25 protein-coding genes and 1 riboswitch are annotated in these 25,779 nt (G+C 59.6%); of the genes, 10 read left to right on the plus strand and 15 right to left on the minus strand.

Features of this window, described 5'->3' with window-relative positions; translation table 11 throughout:
• Positions 1-30: 30 nt before the first annotated feature.
• Positions 31-1,863 carry an ABC transporter ATP-binding protein/permease gene (locus ACPYOJ_RS27475; protein ID WP_481419075.1) on the plus strand — a complete coding sequence of 611 codons (1,833 nt, stop codon included), beginning with the start codon at positions 31-33 and terminating at the stop codon, positions 1,861-1,863.
• 9 nt (positions 1,864-1,872) lie between these two features.
• Here the strand turns inward: ACPYOJ_RS27475 and ACPYOJ_RS27480 are convergent, their stop codons facing one another.
• The 4 genes from ACPYOJ_RS27480 to ACPYOJ_RS27495 all read right to left on the minus strand — a co-directional run bounded on the left by ACPYOJ_RS27480 (position 1,873) and on the right by ACPYOJ_RS27495 (position 5,648).
• The gene (locus tag ACPYOJ_RS27480; RefSeq protein ID WP_481419076.1) at positions 1,873-2,496 is read right to left on the minus strand and encodes a hypothetical protein; all 624 of its coding nucleotides are present in this window, start codon (positions 2,494-2,496) and stop codon (positions 1,873-1,875) included.
• A gap of 98 nt (positions 2,497-2,594) precedes the next feature.
• Positions 2,595-4,418, minus strand: a complete 1,824-nt coding sequence (locus ACPYOJ_RS27485) for an ABC-F family ATP-binding cassette domain-containing protein (protein ID WP_481419077.1) — start codon at positions 4,416-4,418, stop codon at positions 2,595-2,597.
• Positions 4,419-4,421: 3 nt separating this feature from the next.
• A complete protein-coding gene (locus ACPYOJ_RS27490; protein ID WP_481419078.1) occupies positions 4,422-5,078 on the minus strand; it encodes a thiamine diphosphokinase in 657 nt (218 codons plus the stop codon).
• 42 nt (positions 5,079-5,120) lie between these two features.
• Positions 5,121-5,648 (minus strand): MarR family winged helix-turn-helix transcriptional regulator, encoded by a 528-nt coding sequence (locus tag ACPYOJ_RS27495; protein ID WP_481419079.1) that lies wholly within the window; start codon positions 5,646-5,648, stop codon positions 5,121-5,123.
• A gap of 117 nt (positions 5,649-5,765) precedes the next feature.
• Between ACPYOJ_RS27495 and ACPYOJ_RS27500 the strand changes: the two genes are divergently transcribed.
• The 5 genes from ACPYOJ_RS27500 (at position 5,766) to ACPYOJ_RS27520 (ending at position 12,676) form a co-directional block, all read left to right on the plus strand.
• Entirely contained in the window at positions 5,766-7,304 is a 1,539-nt protein-coding gene (locus ACPYOJ_RS27500; RefSeq protein ID WP_481419080.1) for an MDR family MFS transporter, read from the plus strand.
• A gap of 54 nt (positions 7,305-7,358) precedes the next feature.
• A riboswitch (TPP riboswitch) is annotated at positions 7,359-7,472 on the plus strand.
• A 47-nt stretch (positions 7,473-7,519) separates the two neighbouring features.
• On the plus strand, positions 7,520-8,542 hold the full coding sequence (gene thiB, locus ACPYOJ_RS27505) for a thiamine ABC transporter substrate binding subunit (RefSeq protein WP_481419081.1): 1,023 nt from the start codon (positions 7,520-7,522) through the stop codon (positions 8,540-8,542).
• Positions 8,542-10,173: a thiamine/thiamine pyrophosphate ABC transporter permease ThiP gene (thiP, locus tag ACPYOJ_RS27510; protein ID WP_481419092.1), complete on the plus strand. Its 1,632-nt coding sequence runs from the start codon at positions 8,542-8,544 to the stop codon at positions 10,171-10,173. Before thiB ends, thiP begins: the two co-directional genes overlap by 1 nt.
• A complete protein-coding gene (locus ACPYOJ_RS27515; RefSeq protein WP_481419082.1) occupies positions 10,160-10,858 on the plus strand; it encodes a thiamine ABC transporter ATP-binding protein in 699 nt (232 codons plus the stop codon). Before thiP ends, ACPYOJ_RS27515 begins: the two co-directional genes overlap by 14 nt.
• Before the next feature lie 273 nt (positions 10,859-11,131).
• The gene (locus ACPYOJ_RS27520) at positions 11,132-12,676 is read left to right on the plus strand and encodes a M48 family metalloprotease (RefSeq protein ID WP_168831766.1); all 1,545 of its coding nucleotides are present in this window, start codon (positions 11,132-11,134) and stop codon (positions 12,674-12,676) included.
• Between the two features lie 54 nt (positions 12,677-12,730).
• Here the strand turns inward: ACPYOJ_RS27520 and ACPYOJ_RS27525 are convergent, their stop codons facing one another.
• The 5 genes from ACPYOJ_RS27525 to ACPYOJ_RS27545 all read right to left on the minus strand — a co-directional run bounded on the left by ACPYOJ_RS27525 (position 12,731) and on the right by ACPYOJ_RS27545 (position 18,943).
• Positions 12,731-13,594, minus strand: coding sequence for an RNA polymerase factor sigma-32 (locus ACPYOJ_RS27525; RefSeq protein ID WP_168831767.1), 864 nt, complete (start codon positions 13,592-13,594; stop codon positions 12,731-12,733).
• Between the two features lie 367 nt (positions 13,595-13,961).
• Positions 13,962-14,534, minus strand: a complete 573-nt coding sequence (locus ACPYOJ_RS27530; protein ID WP_168831768.1) for a CarD family transcriptional regulator — start codon at positions 14,532-14,534, stop codon at positions 13,962-13,964.
• Positions 14,535-14,922: 388 nt separating this feature from the next.
• A complete protein-coding gene (gene fdxA / locus ACPYOJ_RS27535; protein WP_168831769.1) occupies positions 14,923-15,261 on the minus strand; it encodes a ferredoxin FdxA in 339 nt (112 codons plus the stop codon).
• A 193-nt stretch (positions 15,262-15,454) separates the two neighbouring features.
• A complete protein-coding gene (locus ACPYOJ_RS27540) occupies positions 15,455-15,859 on the minus strand; it encodes an RNA-binding S4 domain-containing protein (protein ID WP_481419083.1) in 405 nt (134 codons plus the stop codon).
• A 3-nt stretch (positions 15,860-15,862) separates the two neighbouring features.
• On the minus strand, positions 15,863-18,943 hold the full coding sequence (locus ACPYOJ_RS27545) for a helicase-related protein (RefSeq protein ID WP_481419084.1): 3,081 nt from the start codon (positions 18,941-18,943) through the stop codon (positions 15,863-15,865).
• A 618-nt stretch (positions 18,944-19,561) separates the two neighbouring features.
• Here ACPYOJ_RS27545 and ACPYOJ_RS27550 point away from each other — a divergent pair.
• From ACPYOJ_RS27550 to ACPYOJ_RS27560, 3 genes are all read left to right on the plus strand, one after another.
• Positions 19,562-19,717: a DUF3309 family protein gene (locus tag ACPYOJ_RS27550; protein ID WP_168831772.1), complete on the plus strand. Its 156-nt coding sequence runs from the start codon at positions 19,562-19,564 to the stop codon at positions 19,715-19,717.
• 26 nt (positions 19,718-19,743) lie between these two features.
• A complete protein-coding gene (locus ACPYOJ_RS27555) occupies positions 19,744-20,010 on the plus strand; it encodes a YMGG-like glycine zipper-containing protein (RefSeq protein WP_481419085.1) in 267 nt (88 codons plus the stop codon).
• A 178-nt stretch (positions 20,011-20,188) separates the two neighbouring features.
• Complete coding sequence (locus ACPYOJ_RS27560; RefSeq protein WP_481419086.1) at positions 20,189-20,332, plus strand: hypothetical protein; 144 nt, start codon at positions 20,189-20,191, stop codon at positions 20,330-20,332.
• 21 nt (positions 20,333-20,353) lie between these two features.
• On the opposite strand, the gene phbB is transcribed toward ACPYOJ_RS27560, so the two are convergent.
• Together phbB and ACPYOJ_RS27570 are read right to left on the minus strand one after the other, a co-directional pair.
• Positions 20,354-21,079: an acetoacetyl-CoA reductase gene (phbB, locus tag ACPYOJ_RS27565; protein WP_481419087.1), complete on the minus strand. Its 726-nt coding sequence runs from the start codon at positions 21,077-21,079 to the stop codon at positions 20,354-20,356.
• Between the two features lie 68 nt (positions 21,080-21,147).
• Entirely contained in the window at positions 21,148-22,329 is a 1,182-nt protein-coding gene (locus tag ACPYOJ_RS27570; RefSeq protein ID WP_481419088.1) for an acetyl-CoA C-acetyltransferase, read from the minus strand.
• Between the two features lie 239 nt (positions 22,330-22,568).
• On the opposite strand from ACPYOJ_RS27570, the gene phaR reads away from it, so the two are divergent.
• Positions 22,569-23,141: a polyhydroxyalkanoate synthesis repressor PhaR gene (gene phaR / locus ACPYOJ_RS27575; RefSeq protein ID WP_481419089.1), complete on the plus strand. Its 573-nt coding sequence runs from the start codon at positions 22,569-22,571 to the stop codon at positions 23,139-23,141.
• A gap of 3 nt (positions 23,142-23,144) precedes the next feature.
• On the opposite strand, the gene ACPYOJ_RS27580 is transcribed toward phaR, so the two are convergent.
• From ACPYOJ_RS27580 to mtgA, 4 genes are all read right to left on the minus strand, one after another.
• A complete protein-coding gene (locus ACPYOJ_RS27580) occupies positions 23,145-23,552 on the minus strand; it encodes a hypothetical protein (RefSeq protein WP_168831777.1) in 408 nt (135 codons plus the stop codon).
• Positions 23,553-23,697: 145 nt separating this feature from the next.
• Positions 23,698-23,883 carry a 50S ribosomal protein L32 gene (gene rpmF, locus ACPYOJ_RS27585; protein ID WP_003543812.1) on the minus strand — a complete coding sequence of 62 codons (186 nt, stop codon included), beginning with the start codon at positions 23,881-23,883 and terminating at the stop codon, positions 23,698-23,700.
• A 156-nt stretch (positions 23,884-24,039) separates the two neighbouring features.
• Positions 24,040-24,687, minus strand: coding sequence for a glutathione S-transferase family protein (locus tag ACPYOJ_RS27590; protein WP_481419090.1), 648 nt, complete (start codon positions 24,685-24,687; stop codon positions 24,040-24,042).
• A 73-nt stretch (positions 24,688-24,760) separates the two neighbouring features.
• Entirely contained in the window at positions 24,761-25,507 is a 747-nt protein-coding gene (mtgA, locus tag ACPYOJ_RS27595; RefSeq protein ID WP_481419091.1) for a monofunctional biosynthetic peptidoglycan transglycosylase, read from the minus strand.
• Between the last annotated feature and the right edge of the window lie 272 nt (positions 25,508-25,779).

A 25,779-nucleotide genomic window follows, 5' to 3' on the forward strand; every position in this document is an offset into this window, starting at 1 on the left:
CAGGGACTGTGGTACGCATAGGAAGTCACAATGACAGAGGTCAAAGGCAGACCGAGCATTCAAGCGCAGGATAGAGTAGGTTACGATTTAAGCCTCGGATACCGGCTGAAACTGATGTTCTCGGCATTCTGGGATTCCAATGTACGCGGGAAAATTCTGATTCTCGCGTTGATTCTGGTCGGTGTGATCCTGGCGACCGCCTACGGTCAGGTCGTCTTGAACCGCTGGAATGCGCCGTTCTACGATTCCTTGCAGCGCCGCGACGTCGGCGAGTTCTTTCATCAGCTTCAGGTCTTCGCGCTAATTGCCGGTTCGTTGCTGCTGCTGAACGTCGGCCAGGCATGGCTCAACCAGATGACCGCGCTTTATATGCGCGAAGGGCTGACCCGTGACCTCGTGGATCAGTGGCTGAAGCGCAAGCGTGCGCTGCGCCTCGCGTCATCGGGCCTGATCGGCGTGAATCCGGACCAGAGGCTGCATGAAGACGCCCGCAATCTCGCTGAGAGCACTACCGGCCTGACGCTCGGCCTTCTCCAGTCGACAATCCTGCTTGTCAGCTTCATCGGTGTCCTCTGGGAGCTTTCCAGCGGCTTCGTCTTCCATTTCCGCACCTACACCTTTGCAATCCCGGGCTACATGGTCTGGGCTGCGGTCTTCTATGCCGCATCCGCCTCCATCCTCAGCCAGATCGTCGGCCGGAAACTGGTGAAACTGAACGCCGACCGCTTCTCGAAGGAGGCGGAGCTCCGCTTCTCGCTGATGCATGCGAACGAGAATCTGCCGGCGATTACCGTCGCCCGCGGCGAGGAAAACGAACGGCAACGGATCAATACGGACATCACTACGGTCCTTGCCATCCTGAAGCGGCTGACGATGGCGACCACCAACCTGACCTGGGTTTCGGCCGGTTACGGCTGGCTGGTCATCGTCATACCGATCATCGTCGCGGCTCCGGCCTATTTCTCGGGCAGCCTGACCTTCGGCGAGCTGATGATGTCGGTTGGCGCCTTCAACCAGGTGAACACGGCACTGCGCTGGTATGTCGCCAATTTCGGCCCAATTGCCGAATGGCGTGCCACGCTGATGCGCGTGACTGATTTCCGCTATGCCCTGCAGGGAATGGACGAGCCGCTCAATCCGAAGAATGTCATTGCCTACCAGGATAACGCCGATACGCTGACCCTCAAGAACGTCAGGATCGCCGCCAAGCTCGGAGAGGAAATCGATTACTGCGGCGGCTTTGCCGTCCGCGAGAAGGATGTCACGATCAAGGCTGGCGAGAAGGTCATGATCAACGGCGATCACAACGTGAACCGCAAACTGCTGTTCCAGGCACTCGCCGGAGTCTGGCCCTGCGGCAACGGCAAGATAGGGCTGCCGCCCGCCAAGGACATCCTGTTCGTTCCGGAAGTGGCCTATATACCGGGCGGCACGCTGCGTGAAGCCCTGTCCTTCCCTGAACCGGCAACGGCCTACGAGGACGATGCCGTCAAGGCAGCACTCGAAAAAGCCGGTCTCCACCACCTCATAGGACGGCTCGACACGCGGGCCCGGTGGGACAAGACCCTGGAGGCAGACGAGCAGAAGGCAATCGGCTTCGCCCGTCTGCTCCTGGCCCGCCCGCGCTGGGTGGTTTTCGACGAAGTGCTCGAAGGCCTGGAGCCGGAATGGCAGTCGACGCTGACGAACCTGCTGGCCGACCTGCCCGATATGACGATCATTTATATCGGCCGGTCGGAAATCTACATGGAAGTCTTGCAGCCGCGCGTCCTGCATCTGGAGGCGCTCACTGCGAAGACGGAAGTTTTGGCTCCGCCAAAGGCGGGCGCCGGCAGGCCGGCCAAGCCTGCTCGGGTGCTCTAGGCTAGAAGCTTACATTGGCGTAATGCCGCTCAGCCCGACGGACACCTGGCCAGCGGAAACACTGCCGTCGGATGCCTTCTCCGCGCTAACGATAACGCCCGCACCCGGCTTGAGGTCATCCTTGGTCGCTGGCGCTAGGGTGACGATCTGCGTTCCGTCGGGAATGGAGATCGTCTTCTCCTTGCCTTGCCAGGCTAGGGTGATGGTGTGGCCGTTAACGGCCTTTACCGCGTTGCTGACGGTTGCATTGGTCATGTCGCTATTCGGTTTCGCGTCCCAGGGGCGGTCGCCTTCCCCGGTGCCCTTCATCGAAGCCGGAAAGATCAGCACCTGGACTGCATCGTTCGGACCATTGCTCTTCGGCATGGAGCCGACGCCGACGAAGTCGCCTGGTTTGATGTCATCGACCGACGCAGGCTTGATGCCGCTGACTTTCCAGCCGGCTTTCATCGCAATCTTCTGTTCGCCGCCCTCGCGCGTCTTGACCATCAGCGTATCGCCGCTGAGGCTTTCGATCGAGCCACGAATGCGGACACGCTGCGTGTCTGCGGCCTGACTATATTGAGCTGCACAAAGGGTGATTGCACCGGCGGTTGCCACTGCGAAAATTCCGGAATAGAGCCTTCTAGACATATAACTTTTCCTCGTCGCCATGATCGGCATATCCCCGGCTGCCGCGGCGAACTCTAGGCCTGCTGCCGGCTACCGGCGAATCAAGGAAATGTGAGAGCTTAGCCTTCGAGCTCTTCCCTGAGCATCTCGAGCTCAAGCCATTCCTCTTCCATCTTCGTCAGGCTGTCGCGCAGCTTTTCCATTTCGGCTGCGAGCTTGTTGAAGGTGGCTGGATCCTTGGTGAAGAGGTTCGGATCCGCCATCTTCTCTTCACGCTTGGCAATCTCGGCTTCGGCCTTGGTCATCTCCTTCGGCAGGTTGTCGAGCGCGAACTTCTGCTTGAAGGAAAGCTTCCCCTTGGCCTTCGGCGCTTCGGCAGCCTGCGTCGCCTCGGCCTTCGGCTTCTCTGCGGCTTTCTCCGCCTTGCGCCGCTCCTCCATGGCGCCCTTGCGCTGCGCCAGCATGTCGGAATAGCCGCCCGCATATTCGATCCACCGGCCATCGGGCGCATCGGGAACGGCGGGCGCAATGGTCGAGGTCACTGTCCGGTCGAGAAAATCGCGGTCGTGGCTGACAAGGATGACGGTCCCGGGAAAACCAGCAACGATTTCCTGCAGCAGGTCCAGCGTCTCGATGTCGAGATCGTTGGTCGGCTCGTCAAGGATCAAGAGATTGGTCGGCCGCGAAAGGATGCGGGCCAGCATCAGCCGCGCACGCTCACCGCCGGACAGGTTCTTGATCGGCGTGCGTGCCTGCTCCGGCTGGAAGAGGAACTCCTTCATATAGCCGGTCACATGACGCTGCTCGCCGTTCACCAGCAGGTTCTCGCCGCGTCCGTCGGTCAGATAGTTCGCAAGCGTATCCTCCGGATTGAGGTCCTCGCGCTTCTGGTCGAGCGTTGCGATTTCAAGATTGGTTCCGAGCTTCACGGTTCCGCTATCCGGCGAGAGCTGACCGGTCAGCATCTTGAGCAGCGTTGTCTTGCCCGCGCCATTCGGCCCGACGAGACCGATGCAATCGCCACGATGAACGCGGATCGAGAACGGCGCGACGATCAGCCGATCGCCGAATGTCTTGGTGATCTTTTCCGCCTCGATGACGAGCTTGCCGGATTCCTGCGCGTCGGAAGCGGTGGCCTGGACCGTGCCCTGCGGTCCTTTGTGGCCGCGATACTGCGACCGCATGGTCTGCAGTTCGCCGAGGCGGCGCATATTGCGTTTGCGCCGGGCGGTCACACCGTAGCGCAGCCAGTGCTCCTCGCGCTCGATCGCCTTGCCGAGCTTATGCTGTTCCAGTTCTTCAGCCTCGAGCACCTGATCACGCCAGGCTTCGAAATGCCCAAAGCCCCTGTCGAGGCGCCGCGACGTGCCGCGGTCGAGCCAGACGGTTGCCGTTGAAACCTTTTCGAGGAAGCGGCGGTCGTGCGAGATCAATACGAGCGCGCTGCGGCTCTTCTGAAGCTCTCCTTCCAGCCACTCTATGGTCGGAAGGTCGAGATGGTTCGTCGGCTCGTCAAGCAGAAGGATATCCGGTTCTGGCGCCAGCACGCGGGCCAGCGCTGCACGGCGGGCTTCACCGCCGGACAGGCTATTCGGCTCCTCTTCGCCGGTGAGGCCGAGATGCGAGAGAAGATAGGCCACACGATAGGGGTCGTCCCCCGGTCCAAGACCGGCTTCCGCATAAGCCTGCACCGTCGTGAACCCGGCGAAGTCAGGGGCCTGCTCCAGGTAGCGCACGGTCGAGGAAGGATGACGGAAAACCTCGCCCGATTGCGCTTCGGCAATTCCTGCAGCGATCTTCAGAAGGGTCGATTTGCCCGACCCGTTGCGCCCAACCAGGCAGATCTTGTCGCCGGGCTCGACCTGCAGGTTCGCGCCCGCAAGGAGGGGCGTTCCGCCGAAGCTCAGGAAGATGTTGTCGAGTTTCAGGATAGGGGGGGCCAAAAATCAGACTCCGGAAAGATCATAAGGACGAGCTAGGACGATCGCCCGGCCGCTGCCGAGCGTGAAACGAACCTTTCCCTCCGCGACGTTGGAGATGGTGCGCGAGGAGCCGAAGGGCAGATGGAAATCCGCGAGCGGATAGCGCGCGCTCTCGATGTGGAGACCCCGAAGCTCGCTGAAGCCGGATACCGAAAAAAGACTGCTCTTCGGCAGGTCGATCTCCATCGAGCCGGGAAGAAGCGGAACGGCCTCCTCCTTTCCGGAGGTGAGCAGAACGTCGAAGCCCTGTTCGGCAAGGCTGACGGCATAGAGCAGATGCTGCAGCGCGTGATCCGAACGCTCGCCGCTGAGCGCCCCGGCAAGGACCAGCCGTCTGGCACCGCGCGCGATCGCCTCGGAAACCGCGATCTCGCCGTCCGTGGCAGCCTTGGCCGTCGGGTAGGGTTGCCTCGGAACATCCGGAAAAGCGCCTGCAAGATCGGCCGGCGTGGAGTCGAAATCTCCCACCCAAAGCTCAGGCACCACACCAAGCGCTGCCGCATGTCGCATGCCGCCATCGGCCGCGATAAAGCGGCTGCCGAGGACGGCGCCGCGCAGACGTTCGGTCAGGATGAGTTCACCGCCGAGCAGGATCGTGAAGATGGATTGGCTCATGGGCATTGCCCATAGCGCAAAGCGGGGGTCAAGGGAAAGGGGCAGTGATCAGCCGGGCGTGTCCTTGTCGCGCGACAGGAAGACCTCCTCATAGCCGTCGATGAAACGCTCGAAGAGCGCCGCAAAGTCTTCGACATCTTTCGTCGGCCAGTCGGCGACAATCTCCGAAATGAACGACAATTTCTGTGCCCGGATCTCCGAAAGGAGCCGCTGTCCGAGCGGGGTCAAGACGACGATGATGCGCCGCGCGTCTGCCTGGGACGCTTTGCGGCGAAGCACGTTGCGGCTGACCATATCTGCGACGATGCGGCTGGCACGCGACGGATCGATGCGCAGCATCTCGGCGATGGTACCAACCGTGACTTCGCCGGTCGTCTGGGTCCGGCGGAGCGCGTCGAGGACATCGAGGTGCGAGAGTTCGAGACCGGGCGCCACACTCTCTATCGCTAATCTTCCGATCAGCCGGCGGCCGGTCATCAGGCGCAGGCGAGTCATGCTGCGGCCTATGCGCGGCACGCCGATGGCATCCGGCGAATCCTGGTCGAGTTCGGCAGGTCTGGTCATGGTTTCATTCATTCGCAAATCATAACAGAGCTTGTGGCAGATGAGAATATGCAAATGTCACTCATCTGTCATTGACATTTATATGCTAATAGCACATAAATTTGCTAATCAAAGCCAGAAAGTTTCCTCATGAATATGCAATTAGCGCCCGCACCGCTCGTGACCGATCACCGGCGGCGGCTCATCCTCTTCTTCTTTTTAATGATCTCCATGTTCATGGCGATGCTCGACAATCAGATCGTATCCACGGCGTTGCCGACGATCGTCGGCGAGTTCGGCCATCTCGAACGCTTCGGCTGGATCGGCTCGGCCTATTTGCTGTCGCTCAGCGCCGTCATGCCTGTTTACGGCAAGCTCGGCGATCTCTTCGGCCGAAAATATGTGATGATGGCGGCGATTGCCTTGTTCACCTTCGGCTCCGCCGTGTGCGGTTTGGCCGTCTCCATGAATACCCTGATCGCGGCGCGCGTTCTGCAGGGGCTCGGCGGTGGCGGCATCATGGTTTCGATCTTCGCCGTCAACGCCGATCTCTTCGAACCGCGCGAACGGGCCCGCTACCAAAGCTATTCCAGCCTCACCCTGATGGCCTCCAGCGCCATCGGACCGGTGCTTGGCGGCATGATGAGCGACCTTTTCGGCTGGCGTTCGATCTTTCTGGTCAACGTGCCGATCGGGTTTGTGGTCCTCGTGGGCCTTGCGCTCATGCTGCCCTACCGCAAGCCGCAGCGTCGCCCGAAAATTGACTATGCCGGCGCCATCCTCTTGGCGCTGACGACCACCAGCATCGTGATGACGGCCGATGGCAGCGAGCTTTTCGGCTCCCTCATTTCGCCGCTAAGCCTCGCCATTGTTGGGTTCGGCATCGTCTGTGCCATTGCCTGGATCTTCGTCGAGCGCCGCGCACCGGAGCCGATCGTTCCCTTGACCCTTTTTCGCAATCCCGTCTTCAGCCTGCTCTTGGTGATCTCCGTTATGAGCGGCGGCATAGCAATCGGCATGGTGAACTACTTTGCCCTCTTTCTGCAGACGACGACCGGCCTCTCGCCCTCGCAAGCCGGGCTGCTCTTCGTTCTTCTGACGACTGGGCTGGTCTGCGGCTCGCTCTCCGCCGGGCGCATCATCTCGATAACCGGGCGCTACAAGCCCTTCGCGATTGCGAGCTTCAGCTGCAGCGCGATTGCCTTTGCTCTGATCTCGCAGGTCCATGCGGGAACACCGATTGCCTTGATCGGCGCGATCCTGGCGCTGCATGGCATCGGCATCGGTCTTGCTCAGCAGGTGCCGGTCATCGGGGTGCAGAATGCCGCGCCGCCGCGTGACGTTGGCGCGGCGACTGGCTCGGTGACACTGTCGCGCATGGGGGGCGCGTCGATCGCAATTTCGATCTACGGTGCAATCATCGCTTCGCAACTCTCCAATGCCGGGCAATCCATTCCAGGGGTTGCCAATATCACGGAGCTGACGCCGAAGATGCTGGCAGCCCTCCCCGAAGCAAGCCGCCAAGCCGTCGCCGATGCCTATGCCGCCGCTTTCTCGCCGCTCTTCATGACCTCTTGTGCCATCGCCCTTATCGGCCTTTTGGCAGCGGTCATGCTAAAGCCGGTTCAGCTCCCGCGCGCGGAGAGCAAAGCGGCAAATTCGACAGCGGCCGCGGAAGCCGCCGAATAGTTGCAAGGGCGCCCTTCGCCCTTGTCATAAAGCCTTCATGGCGATACATCTGCCGACGCTCTAACGGGGTGCAGGATGTCCGCAAGGACACCCGGCTGAGAGGCTTACAGCCAACCCGCGGAACCTGATCCGGTTAACACCGGCGGAGGGATTAGACGCGTGACATTCGGCAACGCCCTTTTCCCGCTCAAACGAAACCAAGGAGGAGGCGCGCCATGTCCGGCCGCACATCGATCATCGCTTCGCTGACCGCAGCATTCTTCGCCGCGACACTCGGCTTGACGGCCGCTCACGCTGCGGAAAAGACGCTCACCATCTATACCTATGAAAGTTTCACGTCCGAATGGGGACCGGGCCCGAAGGTCAAGGAAGCTTTCGAGAAAACATGCGGGTGCACGATCAATTTCGTCAGCGTCGCCGATGGCGTCGCATTGCTTTCGCGTTTGAAGCTGGAAGGCGCCTCAACCAAAGCCGACGTCGTGCTCGGCATCGACACCAACCTCATCACCGAAGCCAAGGAGACCGGCCTCTTCGACGCAAGCGGTATCGATGCAAGTGCGCTGAAGGTGCTTGGTGGCTTCAAGGACGATGTCTTCGTTCCCTACGACTACGGCCACTTCGCCATCGTCTACGACACCCAGGCGATCAAGAACCCGCCGCAGAGCATGAAGGATCTGGTCGAGGGCGATCCTTCGCAAAAGCTCGTCATCGAGGATCCGCGAACCTCCACGCCGGGCCTCGGCCTGCTGCTCTGGGTTAAGGCCGTCTATGGCGACAAGGCGCCGGAAGCCTGGGCTAAGCTGAAGAACCGCATCCTGACGGTGACGCCTGGCTGGTCGGAGGCTTACGGCTTGTTCACCAAGGGCGAAGCTCCGATGGTTCTCTCCTACACCACGTCTCCGGCCTATCACATGGTCGCCGAAAATACCGATCGCTATCAGGCCGCTGCGTTTTCGGAAGGTCATTACATCCAGATCGAAGTCGCAGGCCTGCTGAAGAACGCGCCGCACAAGGATCTCGCCCGCGACTTCCTGAAATTCATGGTGACGCCCGGCTTCCAGGATACGATCCCGACGAACAACTGGATGATGCCGGTTTCCGCCACCTCCGCGCCGTTGCCGGATGCCTTCGATAAACTCGTCAAGCCCTCCAAGACCTTTCTGATGAGCCCTGACGAGGTTGCCCGGAACCGCAAGGTCTGGATCGACGAGTGGCTTACGGCCATGAGCATGAACTGATGCTGCAGACCGCGGCCGAGCGACAACGTGCATTGACCGGCGGGGCGGTCGGCCTCGCCGCCATCGGGTTGTTCGTCGGCCTCGCAGCGTTCTCGTTGCTTCTTGCCGGTGGCGGATCAGCCGTCGCCGGCATTCTTCTCGACCCGTATATCCTCCGGGTGCTGCGCTTTACAGTGCTGCAGGCACTGCTTTCAACCGCGCTTTCCATCATCCTTGCGATCCCGGTCGCACGCGCGCTCGCCCGCCAGCCGCATTTTGCCGGCCGCATCTGGATCATTCGTCTGATGGCGGTCCCAATGGGGCTGCCCGTGCTGATCGGCGCGCTGGGACTGATTGGCATATGGGGCAGGCAGGGGCTGCTGAATGCGCTGCTGATGCAGCTTGGACTTGCCGAACCCGTGAGCATCTATGGGTTGACCGGCATTCTCCTCGCTCACGTCTTCTTCAATCTGCCGCTTGCCTGCCGGCTGATGCTCGCCGGTCTCGAGCGAGTACCATCGGAATACTGGCTGATGGCAAGCAGTCTCGGCATGCGCCCGCCTTCAATCTTCCGCTTCATCGAATGGCCGGCGATCCGCCCACTCATCGCCGGGATCGCCGGGCTGATCTTCATGCTGTGTGCCACCAGCTTTACGTTGGTCCTGACCCTCGGTGGCGGGCCGGCCGCGACGACGATCGAGGTTGCGATCTATCAGTCGCTGCGCTTCGATTTCGATCCTGGCCGCGCAATCGCTCTGTCACTCCTGCAGATCGCGCTGACCGCGATGATCCTCGGCGCAATGTCCTTTGTTCCGCCCGCCGCGGATGAAGGCTTGACCACAGGGAAGGACATCAAGCGGCTGGATGGCGGGAGCGCAAGAGTGACCGACGCCCTGATTTTATTGATTGCCGTGCTCTTTCTCGGCCTTCCGCTCGTCTCTGTCATCACGGCGGGGCTGCGCGCCGATCTCTTGAAGCTGCTGAGGGAACAGATCTTCTGGCGGTCAGCGGGAATGAGCTTCGCGATTTCGCTTTCGGCGGCTTTGCTCTCCATCATCCTATCGATGGCCATCATTCGCGCCCGGCATGCCATCGCCTCGGCGCGGCGCCGCGGCGTTGCCAGCAAGTCCTTTTTCACAGCCATGGGCAGCGCCTCGGCGATGATCCTGCTGGTGCCGCCGGTTGTGCTCGCGACCGGATGGTTCATGGCACTTCGACCCTTCGGCGATGCGTCGCGTTTCGCGCCGCTGATCGTCGTTCTCATCAACATGCTGATGGCACTGCCCTTTGTCATGCGAGTGCTGGAGCCGGCCTATGTCGTGCACCAGCGCCGGACGCAGAAACTGGTGGCAAGCCTGGGCATTACTGGCACCGCGCGATGGAAACTTATCGATTGGCCGGGGTTGAGGAAGCCTCTGCTGACTGCGCTGTCATTCGCCATGGCGCTCTCGCTCGGCGATCTTGGCGCCGTTGCGCTCTTTGGCTCCGAAGGCTTCGTCACATTGCCTTGGCTCGTCTATAGCCGCATGGGTAGCTACCGGACGAACGACGCCGACGGTCTTGCATTGATCCTCGGCATGATCTGCCTGCTGCTGACCGTCGCCGGAACCGCGGGGCAGTCAAAACAAGGGAGCGAGAATGGTGGCCGCTGACCAAGCCGGGATCGCAATGCAGAACGTCCGGCTGAAGCTCGGCGCGCACGTTTTTCAATTCGACTGCCACCTCCCGGCAGGCCGGATCATTGCCGTGAGCGGCCCGTCCGGCTCCGGAAAGACGACTTTTCTCAATCTGCTCGCAGGTTTCGAAAAGCCCGATAGCGGCCGCGTGCTGATGCATGGCAGAGACGTAACAGCAGCCCATCCCGCCGAACGCCCGGTCTCAGTCGTCTTCCAGGACAACAATCTCTTCGCGCATCTCGATATCCTGACCAATGTCGGGCTCGGTATCGATCCTGCACTGAGGCTTAGGGTCGAAGACCGGAGAACCATCTCCCAAGCGCTGGAAAAGGTTGGCCTCGCCGGTTTCGAAAGGCGCTTGCCCGCAACGCTTTCAGGCGGCGAGCGGCAGCGGGCCGCATTTGCGCGGGCACTTGTGCGCAAGCGGGCCGTCCTCTTGCTGGACGAACCTTTTGCGGCCCTTGACCCTGGCCTGCGTACCGGCATGGCGGACCTGCTGATCGACCTGCACAAGGAAACTGGCAACACGGTCGTTATCGTTTCGCACGATCCTAATGAGGTGCGCCGCATTGCCGATTACGGTGTTTCCATAGATAAGGGAACGATCGCTCTTGCTGCACCGCTTGCGGATTATCTCCCGCACGAAGACGTCCCGCGCTAAGGTAAATTCGGCAGGGTTGACGAATCTCGCCTCAGTGATGGCACTTTCGCCACAATTTCATCGGAGCGAGAGAAACTCCTTAACTACGTTGCGGTTGCGAGTTAGCATAGGCGCTATAATTACGCAGAGTCTCGCTATGCAACCGATACGAAAATCAGTTACAGCAGTGGCTCGGGTATTCCCGTTGCGCAGTGCGAGACCCGGGATGGAAGCCTGTTGAACCCCGTTGGAATCGGTCGGATCGGACACGCAGCAAACCGGCCGAAAGGCAAGATGACTCGGAGAGCTAGACTGGACAGCATGACGACGTGGAAACGCCCTGCGCCCTCCAGTAACGTGTTTTCCGCTACCCCCAGGTGGAGCCGCCGTGCGTTCCTCTTGTCCGCGGCTGCGGTAGCGCTCAGTAGCTGCCAGTCCATCCTAGAGCAAACATATCAGCCAACTGTCTCGCCCTCTGCCAATCCGCAGATCGTCGACGAAGTACAAAAGAACGATCCGCGCGCAGCCATGGGCGCGCGCGAGCACCCGCGTATCGTTGCGAGCTATGGCGGTGAGTACAAGGATGCGAAGACCGAACGCCTTGTCGCCCGCATCGCCGGCGCGCTGACGGCGGTATCGGAAAACCCCAGCCAGTCCTACCGGATCACAATATTGAATTCGCCGGCGATCAACGCCTTCGCTCTGCCGGGCGGCTATCTTTACGTGACCCGTGGTCTGCTGGCACTCGCCAACGATGCTTCGGAAGTCGCGGCTGTGCTCTCGCATGAGATGGGCCACGTTACCGCCAATCACGGCATCGAGCGCCAGAAGCGCGAGGAGGCGGAAGTCATTGCCAGCCGCGTGGTTGCCGAGGTGCTGTCAAGCGACGTTGCCGGCAAGCAGGCCCTGGCCCGCGGAAAGCTGCGTCTCGCGGCCTTCTCCCGGCAGCAGGAACTGCAGGCCGACGTGATCGGCGTCCGCATGCTGGGTGAGGCAGGTTATGATCCTTACGCCGCCGCTCGTTTCCTCGATTCCATGGGGGCCTATAGCCGCTTTATGTCCGCCGATCCTGAGGCGGACCAGAGCCTGGACTTCCTTTCGAGCCACCCGAATTCGGCGCAGCGCATCGAGCTCGCACGCGAGCACGCCCGAGCCTTCGGCCAGGAAGGCACCGTCGGCGACACGGGCCACGGTTATTACCTTGATGGTATCGACGGTCTTCTGTACGGCGACAGCCCGGAGGAAGGCTATGTACGCGGCCAGACCTTCCTGCATGGCGGCCTCGGCATTCGCTTCGACGTGCCGCCGGATTTCACCATCGACAACAAAGTCGAAGCCGTCATGGCGACCGGTCCGGGCGATGTGGCGATCCGCTTCGATGGTGTGGCGGACAGCGGTAACCAGAGCCTGACCAATTACATATCAAGCGGTTGGGTTACCGGCCTCGATCCCTCTACGATCCGGCCGATCACGCTCAATGGGATGGAAGCGGCAACGGCACGCGCCAGCGCGGATCGATGGGATTTCGACGTCACGGTGATACGCAACAATTCTCAAATCTTCCGCTTCCTCACGGCCGTTCCGAAGGGCAATGCTACGCTGGAGCAGACGGCAGATGTGTTGCGCGCCAGCTTCCGCCGCATGACGCCGCAGGAAGCCGCAACGTTGAAGCCTCTCAGGGTCCGCGTCGTCACCGTTCGGCCCGGTGAGAACATCACGACGCTGGCAGCCCGGATGATGGGCACGGATCGCAAGCTCGACCTCTTCAAGCTGATCAATGCCCTGCCGACCGGCGCATCGGTGTCGCCCGGCGACCGCGTGAAAATCATTTCCGAATAAAAGAACCCGGCTCTTTAGCCGGGTGAAGTGGTGCTGCTGGAAGTAAAGAGACTTTCAAGCGTGCGCCGCCATATGCGGATCCGCGCTGACAAGAGCGGTGCGCAATTTTTCCATGGCGCGACTCTCGATCTGGCGAACCCGTTCCTTCGAGATACCGAGATCGGCGCCGAGCTCCTCGAGCGTTGCGCCTTCCTCTGCTAGACGGCGTGCCGCAATGATCTTCATCTCACGTTCGTTCAGGTGCTTCAGCGCCGACGTCAGCCAGACACGGCGGCGTTCGCCGTCGATCATATTGGACACCTGTTCGTCCGGCAGGGGATCTTCGCTCACCAGGAAGTCCATCTTTTCGGCGCTGTCGGCATCGCCTGAAACGGACGGCGCCTGCAGCGAGGCATCATTGCCGGAAAGACGAGCATCCATCGTTTGCACGTCGGCGAGGCTGACTCCGAGGGCTGCGGCTATTTCCTGATGGATGGATTGGAGCGTCAGGTGCGAGTCGCCTCTGGCGAGCTTGGCGCGAAGACGGCGCAGATTGAAGAAGAGGGCCTTTTGGGCCGAACTCGTGCCGCCGCGGACAATGGACCAGTTGCGCAGAATATAATCCTGGATCGAGGCGCGGATCCACCAGCTTGCGTAAGTGGAAAAACGCACCTCGCGCTCCGGCTCGAAGCGAGCCGCCGCCTCCAGAAGGCCGACATAGCCTTCCTGAACGAGATCGCTCATCGGCAAACCGAAGTTGCGAAACTTACCCGCCATCGAGATGACGAGGCGCATATGAGCCATCGCGATCTGGTTGCGGGCCCCACGATCTTCGTTGTCCTTCCAACGGAGAGCGAGATCATGTTCTTCTTCGCGAGCAAGATACGGAGCCGCCATGGCGATTTTAATCATGCGCCGGTCTGCAGACATGTTCTTCATATCGGTCTCCTAAAAATCAGGCCTCGTGCCCTGGAAAGAAAACAAACGAGATTTGTTTAGAGAGCCTCACACCAATCCGGCGTCCCAATGCGTAAAGGCCCCGCTCCTGGATTTTTCAGGAGGGAGCCCTATCTCTTCATCATGTGCCGGTAAGGCGGTAAGGCTGGACCTGTTTCTTCAAGTTGCCGGCCTGGCAAATCGTGGAAAGCATGATCCGCTCCTCATCGAACGTTTACAGGATTGCGAACATTCGGCGAGGGCCGAATGCAGTCCGCACTGACGTCCAAGAAACGCGGCAAGCCAGAAAAAGTTCCACAAAAAAACCCGGCTGAAAGCCGGGCTTTTTCTTGAAACAATGCGACGGTATTTAAGCCGCTTCGTCCTGCGACTCGTCCTCGTCGATGGCCTTGCCGCGCTTCGGCCCCTTGTTGAGGTTCGTCTCGACGATCCGCACGGCCTCCGTTTCCGACATCTTGTTCACAGCGGCAATTTCGCGCGCCATGCGATCAAGCGCAGCTTCGTAGAGCTGGCGCTCGGAATAGGACTGCTCCGGCTGATTTTCGGCGCGATAAAGATCGCGAACCACTTCAGCGATGGAAATCAGGTCGCCGGAATTGATCTTGGCATCGTATTCCTGGGCGCGGCGGGACCACATGGTACGCTTTACGCGCGCCTTTCCCTGCACCACCTTCAGAGCGCGCTCCACGAAATCGGTTTCCGAAAGCTTGCGCATGCCAATGCTCATGGCCTTGGCAACCGGGACTTTCAGGCGCATCTTGTCCTTCTCGAAATCGATAACGAAAAGTTCCAGCTTCATGCCGGCGACTTCTTGCTCTTCGATAGCGGTAATGGTACCGACGCCATGAGCGGGGTACACGATCGATTCACCGGTCTTGAAGCCATGGCGTGCTGCTGAAGGTTTTTTCTGCTGGATCGTCATTCTAATCAAAAACTCCCTATTACGCGTCCGGCGGCGGCCGGAGCCGGGTCAGTCAGGCCCGGATGAGACGGATCAGTTCCGTCGGGTGACTTCACTCTGGTCCCACCAGACCGAAGCAAAAGAAGCTCTTGCGCGCGATCAAGGATCGAACAGCCCAAGGCATTGATATGTTACGGGGAACCGCGTACGGATTTCTTTTGCTTTCGTGATGGTTTTGGGCACACTCGTGCCTCAAATGGATCAGTGTGCGAAACCTATCACAAAAATATGACGAAATCAATAATTTGCTTAAGATGGGCCATGCACGCAGCACATGGCACGCATTTAAGCAGAGCATAATTCAAACGTTTAAGCTGCCTGTGAACCCGATTTCACGGGCAGGCAATCATCAGTCGCCCGAACCCGGCTTCTCGGAGAAATACTGCTCGAACTTGCCGGTTTGGCCGTCCATCTCCTTGGCTTCCGGCAGCGGTTCTTTCTTGACGGTGATGTTGGGCCAGATGCTCGCATATTCTGCGTTGATCCTCAGCCACTTATCCAGCCCCGGCTCGGTGTCGGGCTTGATCGCCTCAGCGGGACATTCCGGCTCACAGACGCCGCAATCGATGCATTCGTCAGGATGAATGACGAGGAAATTCTCTCCTTCATAGAAGCAGTCGACGGGGCAGACTTCCACACAGTCGGTATATTTGCAGCGAACGCAATTGTCGGTCACGACATAGGTCATGGAGAACTCCAGGAATTTCATGTAGCGGGGCGGGCAACCTGGAACGTCGCACCATTCCCCTAAGCCGGAGGGCAGCGTGGGCAGGCTTGGGAGCAAGTCGCACTCCCCGGCAAGTTGCCTGTGACGTACCGGCTTTACCGCCGGATTTCAAGAATAAACGATCTCCTTGCCCCGGCTTGAGAGACAGAGTTTTCTAATCGTCGTCCGACACCAGCCTGTCGATTGCGCGCCGTTCCTTTTTTGTCGGCCGCCCAGCGCCCGTCGCACGGATGGCCTGCTCGTAAGGCGTGAGACGTTTTGCCTCATCCGGCGGCGGCGTCAGATCCTCGTAGAGCAGTTTTGCCTCCTCGAAAGGCCCGCGCCGTTCGCCCGACGCCTTCACGATCAGAACAACGTCCCGGCGCTCAAGCGCAAGGTCGATACGGTCGCCCGCCTTCACGGTCTGGCTGGGGAGCTGTACGCGCTCGCCGTTGAGGCGAACGTGGCCTGATTGGATGTGGCTTTGCGCCAGGGACCGCGACTTCACCATGCGCGTGAAGAACAGCCACTTGTCGATGCGCTGCCGCGAACCGCTTTCTGGCTGCGTCTCCTTGCGCATAGGCTATTTCTTCATCTGCTCCTTCAAGGCAGCGAGCTTTGCGAAAGGAGAATCCGGATCGATTGGCTTTTCCTTCCGCGGTGGCTTCGCCTCGAAGCGCAGCGGCTGCGAGCCGCCGCGATTGTTGTTGCGTTCATTGCGATCCTTGCGGTCGCCACGATCCTGACGGTCGCCCCGCTGCTCGTTGCGATCGCCACGGCCCTGATGCGGCTTTCCGCCGTCGCGACCGCGGTCCTGACGTTTTCCATCGCGGCCTTCGCGACGGTTGCCTTCGGCGCCTTCCCCACCATTGCCACCATGCCGCCGGTTGCCCTGCTGCTGACGTTCGCCGCCGCGGCGTTCACCTTGACCGCGTGCCTGGCGGTGGTTGTCGTTGCGGCCGCCGAGCCGCCACAGAAGAACCGGCTTCGATTCGACAGCCTCACCGACTTCCGATGTCTCCGCCGCAGATCCTTCGGCAGTCTCGGCTTCCGTTGCAGGCTTGGCTTCGGTATCCGGCACCTCGGAGGCTGCTTCTTCGGTTGTGCTGTCAGCGTCGTCGTGATCTGCCTTCTCGGCGGCGTCCTCGGTGGAGGCTTCCGCCGCCGGAGCGACAGACGCGTCCTGAGCAGCCAGATGAGTCGCCGCTTCTCCGGCCGTCACGGCATCGGCGCGATAACCGAGGCCCTTGAGGATCTCTTCCATGTCCTCCAGCGTCGCACCGAGAATCGAAAGCATCGCTGTCGTTGTCGTGAAGCGGCGGCCATCGTAGGCGCCTTCCGGCCGGTTTGCCTGGCCAGGCTTCCACTGCAGCAACGGACGGATGATGTCCGCGAGCCGCTCGAGAATATCGATGCGGACGGCGCGCTTGCCGAGAAAACGGAAGCCGGCGAGCTTGTAGAAGGCCCGCTCGAAGCTCGGATCGGTCACGACGGACGTGCGGCCGGCAGCAAGCACCGGAATGAGATCGCCATAACCCGGCTTTTCCAGGCCGTCGTTTTTCAAGGCCCAAAGCAGGGTGATAAGTTCGGCCGGAGCCGGCTTGAGAAGTGCCGGAACGAAAATGTGGTACGCGCCGAAGCGAACACCATAACGGCGCATGGAAGCGCGCGCGTCCTGATCCAGCGACTTCACTTCTTCCGTCACGTCGCGGCGGAAGAGCACGCCGAGATTTTCGACGAGTTGAAAAGCAAGTCCCTTAGCAAGGCCCTGCAGGTCCTCAGCGCGCGAAAGATCATCGAGCGACTTCAGAACCGTGCTGATATGGTGATTGACGAAGCGTTCGATGCGCGCGGCAACGTGATCGCGCGCGTTCCCCGTGAGCTGTTCGTCGGCGAGCAGGATAACGCGGGGGCGCATGATGTGGTCGCTGCCGGCAAGGCGGGCGATCGGATCGCCGAGCCAGCGGACGAGACCGTCAGAACTTATCGCCAGATCGCTGTTTCCGGCAGCATGGAGGCGTGCGGCACGAGCCTCGAATTCCAGGGCAAGCGCCTTTTGCGAAGCAGCCTGGATTGCCTTTGCATCCGGTCCGTCCGCACCCGAAATGGGAGTAAACCGAAAACCGGACAACTGTCCCACATGATGTCCTTCAACAAAGACATCGCCATTCACACTGATTTCAGCTTCCAGCATCGCATTCTCTCTCAGGCGCTTCATGAGCACAGATGTCCTGCGATCAACAAAGCGTTTCGTCAACCTCTCATGTAACGCATCGGACAATCGATCTTCGATTTCCCGCGTCTTTTCCTGCCAGTGTGTCGGATCGGCAAGCCAGCCGGGTCGATTCGACACATAGGTCCAGGTTCTTATCTGCGCGATTCGTGCCGAAAGCGTGTCAATTTCGCCGTCCGTACGATCCGCGCGATGCACCTGCTCTGCGAGAAACCCCTCGTTCACCGTGCCATGGCGCACGAGATCGGAAAAGAGGGTCGAGATCAGATCGGCATGCTGTGCCGGCGTGATACGCCTATAGTCCGGCAGCGCGCAAGCTTCCCATAACTTCTCCACGCGCTGCGGACTGGTAGCCAAGTCAATAACTTCCGGATAGCGAGCCAGTTGCTCCAGCGCTTGCTGGTCGACGGCGGGCAAAGCACGCGTCAAGCCTTGCTCGCGCGGCGGAGTTTCCAGACTTGCCCGCAACGAGCGTATCGAGGAGAAATCGAGTTCCTTCGTCCGCCACTGCAAAACTTTGACATTGTCGAATTCGTGCGCCTCCATCCGCTGCACCAATTCTTCGTCGAAAGGCTGCACTTGGCCCGTCACCCCGAAGGTGCCATCACGCATATGACGGCCGGCGCGCCCGGCAACTTGTCCGAGTTCGGCGGGATTGAGATTGCGGAACTGATAGCCGTCGAATTTGCGGTCCTGCGCAAAAGCGACGTGATCGACATCCAGGTTGAGGCCCATCCCGATCGCATCGGTCGCCACGAGGTATTCGACATCGCCTGCCTGGTAGAGTGCGACCTGGGCATTTCGGGTGCGTGGGCTCAGCGCGCCGAGAACAACGGCGGCCCCTCCACGCTGGCGCCGAATCAATTCCGCAATGGCGTAGACCTCATCTGCCGAGAAGGCGACGATAGCCGTCCGCTGGGGAAGACGGGTGATCTTCTTTTGACCGGCATAGAGGAGTTGCGACAGTCTTGGACGCTCGACAACGGTAATACCCGGCAGGAGCTGCTGGAGAATGGGACGCATCGTACCAGCGCCGAGTAGCAGCGTTTCGTCGCGGCCGCGCAGATGCAGAATACGGTCGGTGAAGATATGGCCGCGTTCGAGATCGCCGGCGAGCTGGACCTCGTCGATGGCGACAAAGGCTGCCTTTGTCTCGCGCGGCATGGCCTCCACTGTACACACGGAAAAGCGCGCATTCGGCGGAGAGATTTTCTCCTCGCCAGTGACGAGCGCGACGTTCTGCGCGCCGACTTTTTCGACCACACGCGTATAGACCTCACGCGCCAGCAGACGCAGCGGCAGCCCGATCACGCCGGTACCGCTCGCAACCATGCGCTCGATAGCATAGTGGGTCTTGCCTGTATTGGTCGGCCCGAGCACCGCGGTCACGCCGCGCCCGCTCAGTATCATGGGCTGCGATGTCAGTTTCATTGTCCATGCAAGTGAGGCGGGGAGCCTCAGGGTCAAGGGCGCTTTGTTTCCAAAGCAGACAACACATGGACAGGTGCCTCTTCAAACGCAAGAGGCGAGCTGCAAACTCGATTCAAAAAATGGCGCTAAGTCGCTGTTTTCAGATTCGGAACAGCCTGAGAACGAATCAGCGACGAATCGGTGACTCTCCGTGATTCAGCTTTTGTTCACGGCTAAGTATTGGTTTGAATCGGTTTTTCCTACTAGATGCTGAATCAGGCCACACGCCGCGTCCTAGTTTCGGAAGCCGGATTCGCACCGATAGGCACTCCGTCGTACCGCACCCGCATTAACCATTGATCAAATGCAGAACGAATCGCCTACGAATCACCGACACCCGGAGTTTCCGGATTTGTTCACCGCAACATGTTGTATTTGAATATAATTTTAACCATAAAGCTCGAATGGAAAGCTGACCATGCGCCGCTGTTTGAGCGGCTTTGTTAAGATTTGAACGGCGCGCCTGCGCAATGCACCGATAGGCAGAAAAATCACCGGCGTCTCATCCCAACCGGGAACAAAAAAGACAGATGCGTGTTTATTGTCCATTCGTCACGGCGAATTGGAGGAATTCAAAACATGCTCGGAACAATACTTCTTATTATTCTTATTCTGCTCCTGCTTGGTGCCCTGCCGAATTGGGGTTATAGCCGTGGCTGGGGCTATGGACCTTCCGGCGGTTTGGGGCTAGTTCTCATTATCGTTCTTATCCTTGTTTTAATGGGCCGAATTTAGCGGCTTGTAACCTACGGAGAAAAGACATGATGAAGAAAATTGCCATTGTAGCCGCTATGGTAGGCGCACTTGCGGCCTGCACCCCGACTGAACAAGGAACGGCAATCGGCGCCGGCACTGGGGCGATCATTGGTGGCGCTGTGAGCAACAGCTGGGGCGGCGCTGCAGTCGGCGCTGTTGCCGGTGGTCTTGCTGGGGCGCTGATCGGCCAGTCCGTGGAACACCGCGGCTACTGCGTCTATCGCGACCGGTATGGCCGCCGCTACGAAGCACGTTGCCCACGCCGTTACTGAGAACTGCCATTAGAAGGGTTCAGACGGGCGCTTCGGCGCCCGTTTTTGTTTATGCTCGCCGTCAACAATATGTTGACGATCGGTCATGAAAGGCAAATCTACCGCGCTTCGGGCGTAAGGCGCATATTCTTTCTGAAGATCACGGCAGTAAGCCTGTGTAAGAAAGGAACGGGGTCTCATGGCTCAGATCATTTTGAATTCCGCTCTCGCCATACTTGTCGCGGCTGCATTTCTCACGACAACCGCCGCCGCCCTGCGCGGCGACGATCGGGCGGCGCAGAGAGTTCCGGTCAAGGCAAGGAACGAGCGCCACCGTAGGTGACGCAAGCTTCATCGCGCAGACTTAGACGAAGAACTGGCCGCCATTCGCCGTAATCGTCGATCCGGTGATGAAGCCGGCATCGTCCGACACGAGGAAGGTAACGCAGCGGGCGATTTCTTCCGGGTCGCCAAGGCGGCCGACAGGGATCTGAGGAATGATCTTTTCGTTGAGTACCTTCTCGGGAACGGCAAGAACCATTTCCGTACCGATATATCCCGGGCAGACGGCGTTGACTGTAATGTTCTTCGCCGCCCCTTCCTGCGCAAGGGCCTTCGTAAAGCCGAGATCGCCTGCCTTGGCGGCTGAGTAGTTCACCTGTCCCATCTGGCCCTTCTGGCCGTTGATGGACGAGATGTTGACGATCCGTCCGAAGCTGCGGTCGCGCATTCCGCCCCAGACCTGGTGCGTCATGTTGAACAGGCCCGTGAGGTTCGTATTGATGACGTCGTGCCACTGCTGCGGCGTCATCTTGTGGAACATTGCGTCGCGGGTGATGCCGGCATTGTTGACCAGCACTTCGACCGGACCGAGTTCGTCCGCTACTTTGTCGATGCCCTTACCGCAAGCGTCGTAATCCGAAACATCCCACTTGAAGACCGGAATGCCGGTCACCTCATGGAAGGCCCTCGCCTTTTCGTCATTGCCGGCATAGTTGGCAGCGACCCTGTATCCCGCGTTCCTGAGCGCCATCGAAATGGCGGCGCCGATTCCACGGGTGCCGCCGGTGACCAGAGCCACTCTGCTCATATTTCGCTCCCCTCGTTTTAGTTCCGCCTTTGCTCAGGCGCTGGTGAATCGTTGGTTCCAAGGTCTATTCAGAGCGCCTCGAAGCACATGGCGACGCCCATGCCGCCGCCGATGCAAAGAGTGGCAAGCCCCTTCTTTGCGCCACGCCGTTTCATTTCGAAGAGCAAGGTGTTGAGGACGCGCGCCCCGGATGCACCGATCGGATGGCCGATCGCAATTGCTCCTCCATTGACGTTGACGACTGCGGGATCCCAGCCAAGATCCTTGTTCACTGCGCAGGCTTGAGCCGCAAAGGCCTCATTTGCCTCGACCAGATCGAGGTCTCCGACAGACCAGCCTGCCTTCTCAAGCGCCTTGCGCGACGCAGGGATCGGGCCGGTGCCCATGACCTGGGGATCGACGCCGGCCGTTGCCCAGGAGACGATGCGTGCAAGCGGCTGAACCCCGCGCCTGCCGGCTTCTGCTTCCGTCATCAGCACGGCAGCTGCCGCACCGTCATTGATCCCTGAGGCGTTCCCTGCTGTTACCGTGCCGTCCTTATCGAAGGCCGGCCGAAGCTTCCCCATGGTATCGAGCGTTGCTCCGTGACGGATATATTCGTCGGCATCGACCGTCACATCACCCTTGCGCGTCTGTATGATGAAAGGAACGATCTCGTCCTTGAAGCGGCCCGCCTTCTGGGCAGCTTCGGCTTTATTCTGCGAGGAGACCGCGAACTCATCCTGATCGGCACGGGAGAGCTGCCACTGACGAGCGACGTTTTCGGCCGTGATGCCCATGTGGTAGCCATAGAAAGCATCCATCAGGCCGTCCTTGATCATGGTGTCGACCATTTTCATGTCGCCCATCTTGGTGCCACCGCGCAGGTGCGCGGCATGGGGTGCCATCGACATGGACTCCTGGCCACCGGCGACGATGATCTTTGCATCCCCCATGGCGATCTGCTGCATGCCGAGCGCCACGGCGCGCAGCCCCGAGCCGCAAAGCTGGTTCACGCCCCAGGCCGTCGCCTCCTTGGAAACCCCTGCTTTCATGGCCGCCTGGCGAGCCGGATTTTGCCCTTCTCCTGCTTGAAGCACCTGGCCGAGGATGACCTCGTCGACTTCCGCCGCATCAACGCCCGCACGCTCGAGCGCGCCCTTGATGGCAGTTGCTCCAAGCTCGTGCGCCGGGACAGTGGCGAATGCACCATTGAAAGAGCCGACCGCTGTGCGGGCTGCGCTGGCGATGACGATCGATGAATTGCTCATGGGGGCCTCCTCGTTTCCTTCATCATTTATAAGTTGAAACTGGCAAAGCTTTGGCGCCGAGTCAAACGGCAACACGATGACAACGCAATTTTCGTGAGCGCTTACGAAAATGCAATTTTATGCCTTTAGGCAAAGGAGTTGCCGCATCGCACAAAGAGATTGTCACCGGGCTTCTTTTGCGTCTACAGTCTGTAGCGGAGGAGTATCCATAACAATCAGACGGGGATCAGGAGACTGATATGGCCAAGAACGAGGGTCAGATAATTATCAAGAAATACGCCAACCGCCGCCTCTACAACACGGGCACCAGCACCTACGTGACGCTGGAAGATTTGGCGGAGATGGTAAAAAAGGGGGAGGACTTTACGGTACAGGATGCAAAGACCGGTGACGACATCACGCATTCGGTCTTGACCCAGATCATCTTCGAGCAGGAATCGAAGACAGGGAACACCTTGCTGCCTATTTCCTTCCTGCGTCAGCTCATCACCTATTATGGCGATCAAATGCAAATGGTGGTTCCGACCTTCCTGGAACATTCCATGCGCGCCTTCACCGAACAGCAGTCTCAGATGCGCGAGCAAGTGACCCGTGCCTTTGGCGAAACGCCGCTCGGCAAGAACCTGCAGCTGCCGATGCAGATGGTCGAAGAGCAGGTCCGCCGCAACACCGAGATGTTCCAGCAGGCCATGCAAATGTTCTCTCCGTTTATGACGCCCCCTGCAAAGGAGACGAAAAAGACAGAGTCGAAGGACATCGACGAGCTGAAGGAACAGCTGCGGGCGCTGCAGAACAAACTCGATAGTCTTTAAGGCTCAGAGCCCGATCGACACATCGCGCCCGGCGCTGCGGATCGAAACGGCAAATCCGCCGATCACGTCTATCAGCGCAACCGTCATCAGGATGAAGAATACCTGCGTTGCCGCGTCCTGCACGAGCAGGAACTCGACCAGGAAGGCGATGAATACCAGCATCGACAACATATGGTTGACTAGGCTGCCGGATCCGTGGCGGGTAGCCCGCAAGAGCTCGAAAAACAGAACCACCAGAGCCACGACGATGAAGAGATCGCCAAGCGACATGCTCCAGATCGCACCGGAAATCATCGAAAGAACGATGACGTCCTGTTGAAGCGCGGGAATACCACCGCTGCCCATCAAGCCGAGCATCGCCATATTGTAAAGAATAAACGGAATTACCATCAACGGCACTGCAGCGATCATCTTGTCATTTCCCCCTCTTTGACGAGGGGAATACTGCAGCAGATCTCGACGCAACTTCAAGTCGTCGTAATAGATAAATGCTCAAAAGCAAAAGGCCGGCGTTGAAGCCGGCCTTTTAAATCCCCGCGGACCAGAACCTGAAAGCTTATGCGCTTTCCTTCGGCGTCAGAACCTGACGGCCGCGATACATACCGGTCTTCAGATCGATATGATGCGGACGGCGCAGTTCGCCGGAGTTCTTGTCTTCAACATAAGTCGGAGCCTTGAGTGCGTCTGCAGAACGGCGCATACCGCGCTTGGACGGGCTCGTTTTTCTCTTCGGTACAGCCATTTTTACATACTCCAATTCACAGGCAACACATTCCCGGCCAAGCTGGCGGCCGAAACGGACGTATCGCGATTTCGGAAATTTCGCGCGCTTATACATGCCTTGAAGTTGGTTGACCAGTCCCCAAACGCATTTTTTGCGATTCTGGCGAATGACGGTTCAGGCTTCGTCTTCAGGGACGATCCAGGGCTCGGCCCGGGCGGCAGCTTCCCACTTCAACCAGGCGGGATGCGCCTTCACGGCCGCCATGTAACTCAGCGTATCGCCGGCGGTCACGAGATCATAGACATCGAAGCGGTTGACGACCGGGGCAAACATCGCATCGGCGGCCGAGAAGGCACCGAAAAGGAAGGGACCGCCGGAGGCGGCGCGCATTTCCCGCCAGACCGTTTCGATGCGCGCAACGTCGTCCATCACGCCATCGGGAAGCGCAATCTTGGCCCTCGCGCGCCGGATATTCATCGGGCAAGCACCTCTGAGCGCCCGGAAGCCCGAGAGCATCTCCATGGAGACCGAGCGCGCCACCGCGCGCTGTGCGCGATCCCTGGGCCAGAGCCCCGCTTCCGGATAGAGCTCGGACACATACTCGATGATGGAAAGAGATTCCCAGACCTGCAGATTGCCGTGACGCAGAACCGGGACCCTGCCCGTCGGCGAGATTTCCCTGAAGCGCGGATTGCCTGCGGGAAAATCAAAGGGGATCAGAATTTCCTCGAAGGGAATTCCGGCCGCTTCCATCGCAATCCATGGCCGGAGCGACCATGAGGAATAATTTTTGTTGCCAATATAGAGAGTAAGCTTGTCCATGGGCCATCCGCGCTTTGATTTCGAAGCGAACTTACCGGCGCCCTGCGGCGGCGACCAATGAATAATTCATGCCCTAGTCATAAATGCATCTGATGTAATCGCCGGACCCTTGGGCCCGGCGCTCGATGACGGCTGCAAGCCTCCGAAGGCCACGGCCGGGTTTACCGGCCTTGCGATCGATCGGGTTCGGAAGGGAAACGGCCAGAAGGGCAGCCTGGCGCCGCGACAGCTTGGAAGCGGGTACCTTGAAGTGATAACGCGCCGCCGCCTCGATGCCGTAAATGCCCGGTCCCCACTCGGCGATGTTGAGATAGATCTCCATCAGCCGGCGCTTCGTCCAGACGAGATCCGAAGCCACCGCCAACGGCAGTTCGAGCGCCTTGCGCACAAAGGAGCGGCTGTTCCACAAAAACAGGTTCTTGGCCGTCTGCATGGGAATTGTGCTGCCGCCGCGAGTGCTTTCGCCATTGAGCGTATCTTCGACCAGCATACGCATTTCCCCCCAGTCCACACCGTCGTGGAAGCAGTATTGCCCATCCTCGGACATCATCACCGACTGGACGAGAACCGGCGAGATGTCATCGATAGAGACCCATTGCCGGTCGTAACCCCGCAAAAGCAAGAGATCACGCAGCATCAGGGTCGAGACGGGGTGAATGAAAGGGACAAGATAAACGAAGATCAGGACGTAAGGCAGGATCAGAAGTCCGGCTATCGCAAGGACGATGCGCATCATGATCGATCGGCTCTGAAGCCAAGCGAACAAACGGCGATGAGCCGGCATCGCAATGCTGTCCTCTCTTTCCGGCGTAATATCCAATCTGCGAGCCCGACCTGTTCCCTGCGTTCTCATACCGTTTGCCGGGCTTGAAGGCCAGAGCGCAACCGAAAACTTGCCTCAGTCATCTACAATTCCATTGCAACCGCGCTGCTGCTCGTGCCAAAGAGCGCGCATGGACGCGAGCCCCGAAGCCTTCGAAACACGCTTGAAAACCAACGCCCGGGAAATCGAGGCGGTGCTGGACAGGCTGCTTTCCGAACGCATGCTCGGCGACGAAATCGCCCGCCCCGAAAATCTGAGGGCGGCGATGC

Source organism: Rhizobium sp. SVR5-9E (assembly GCF_056755095.1).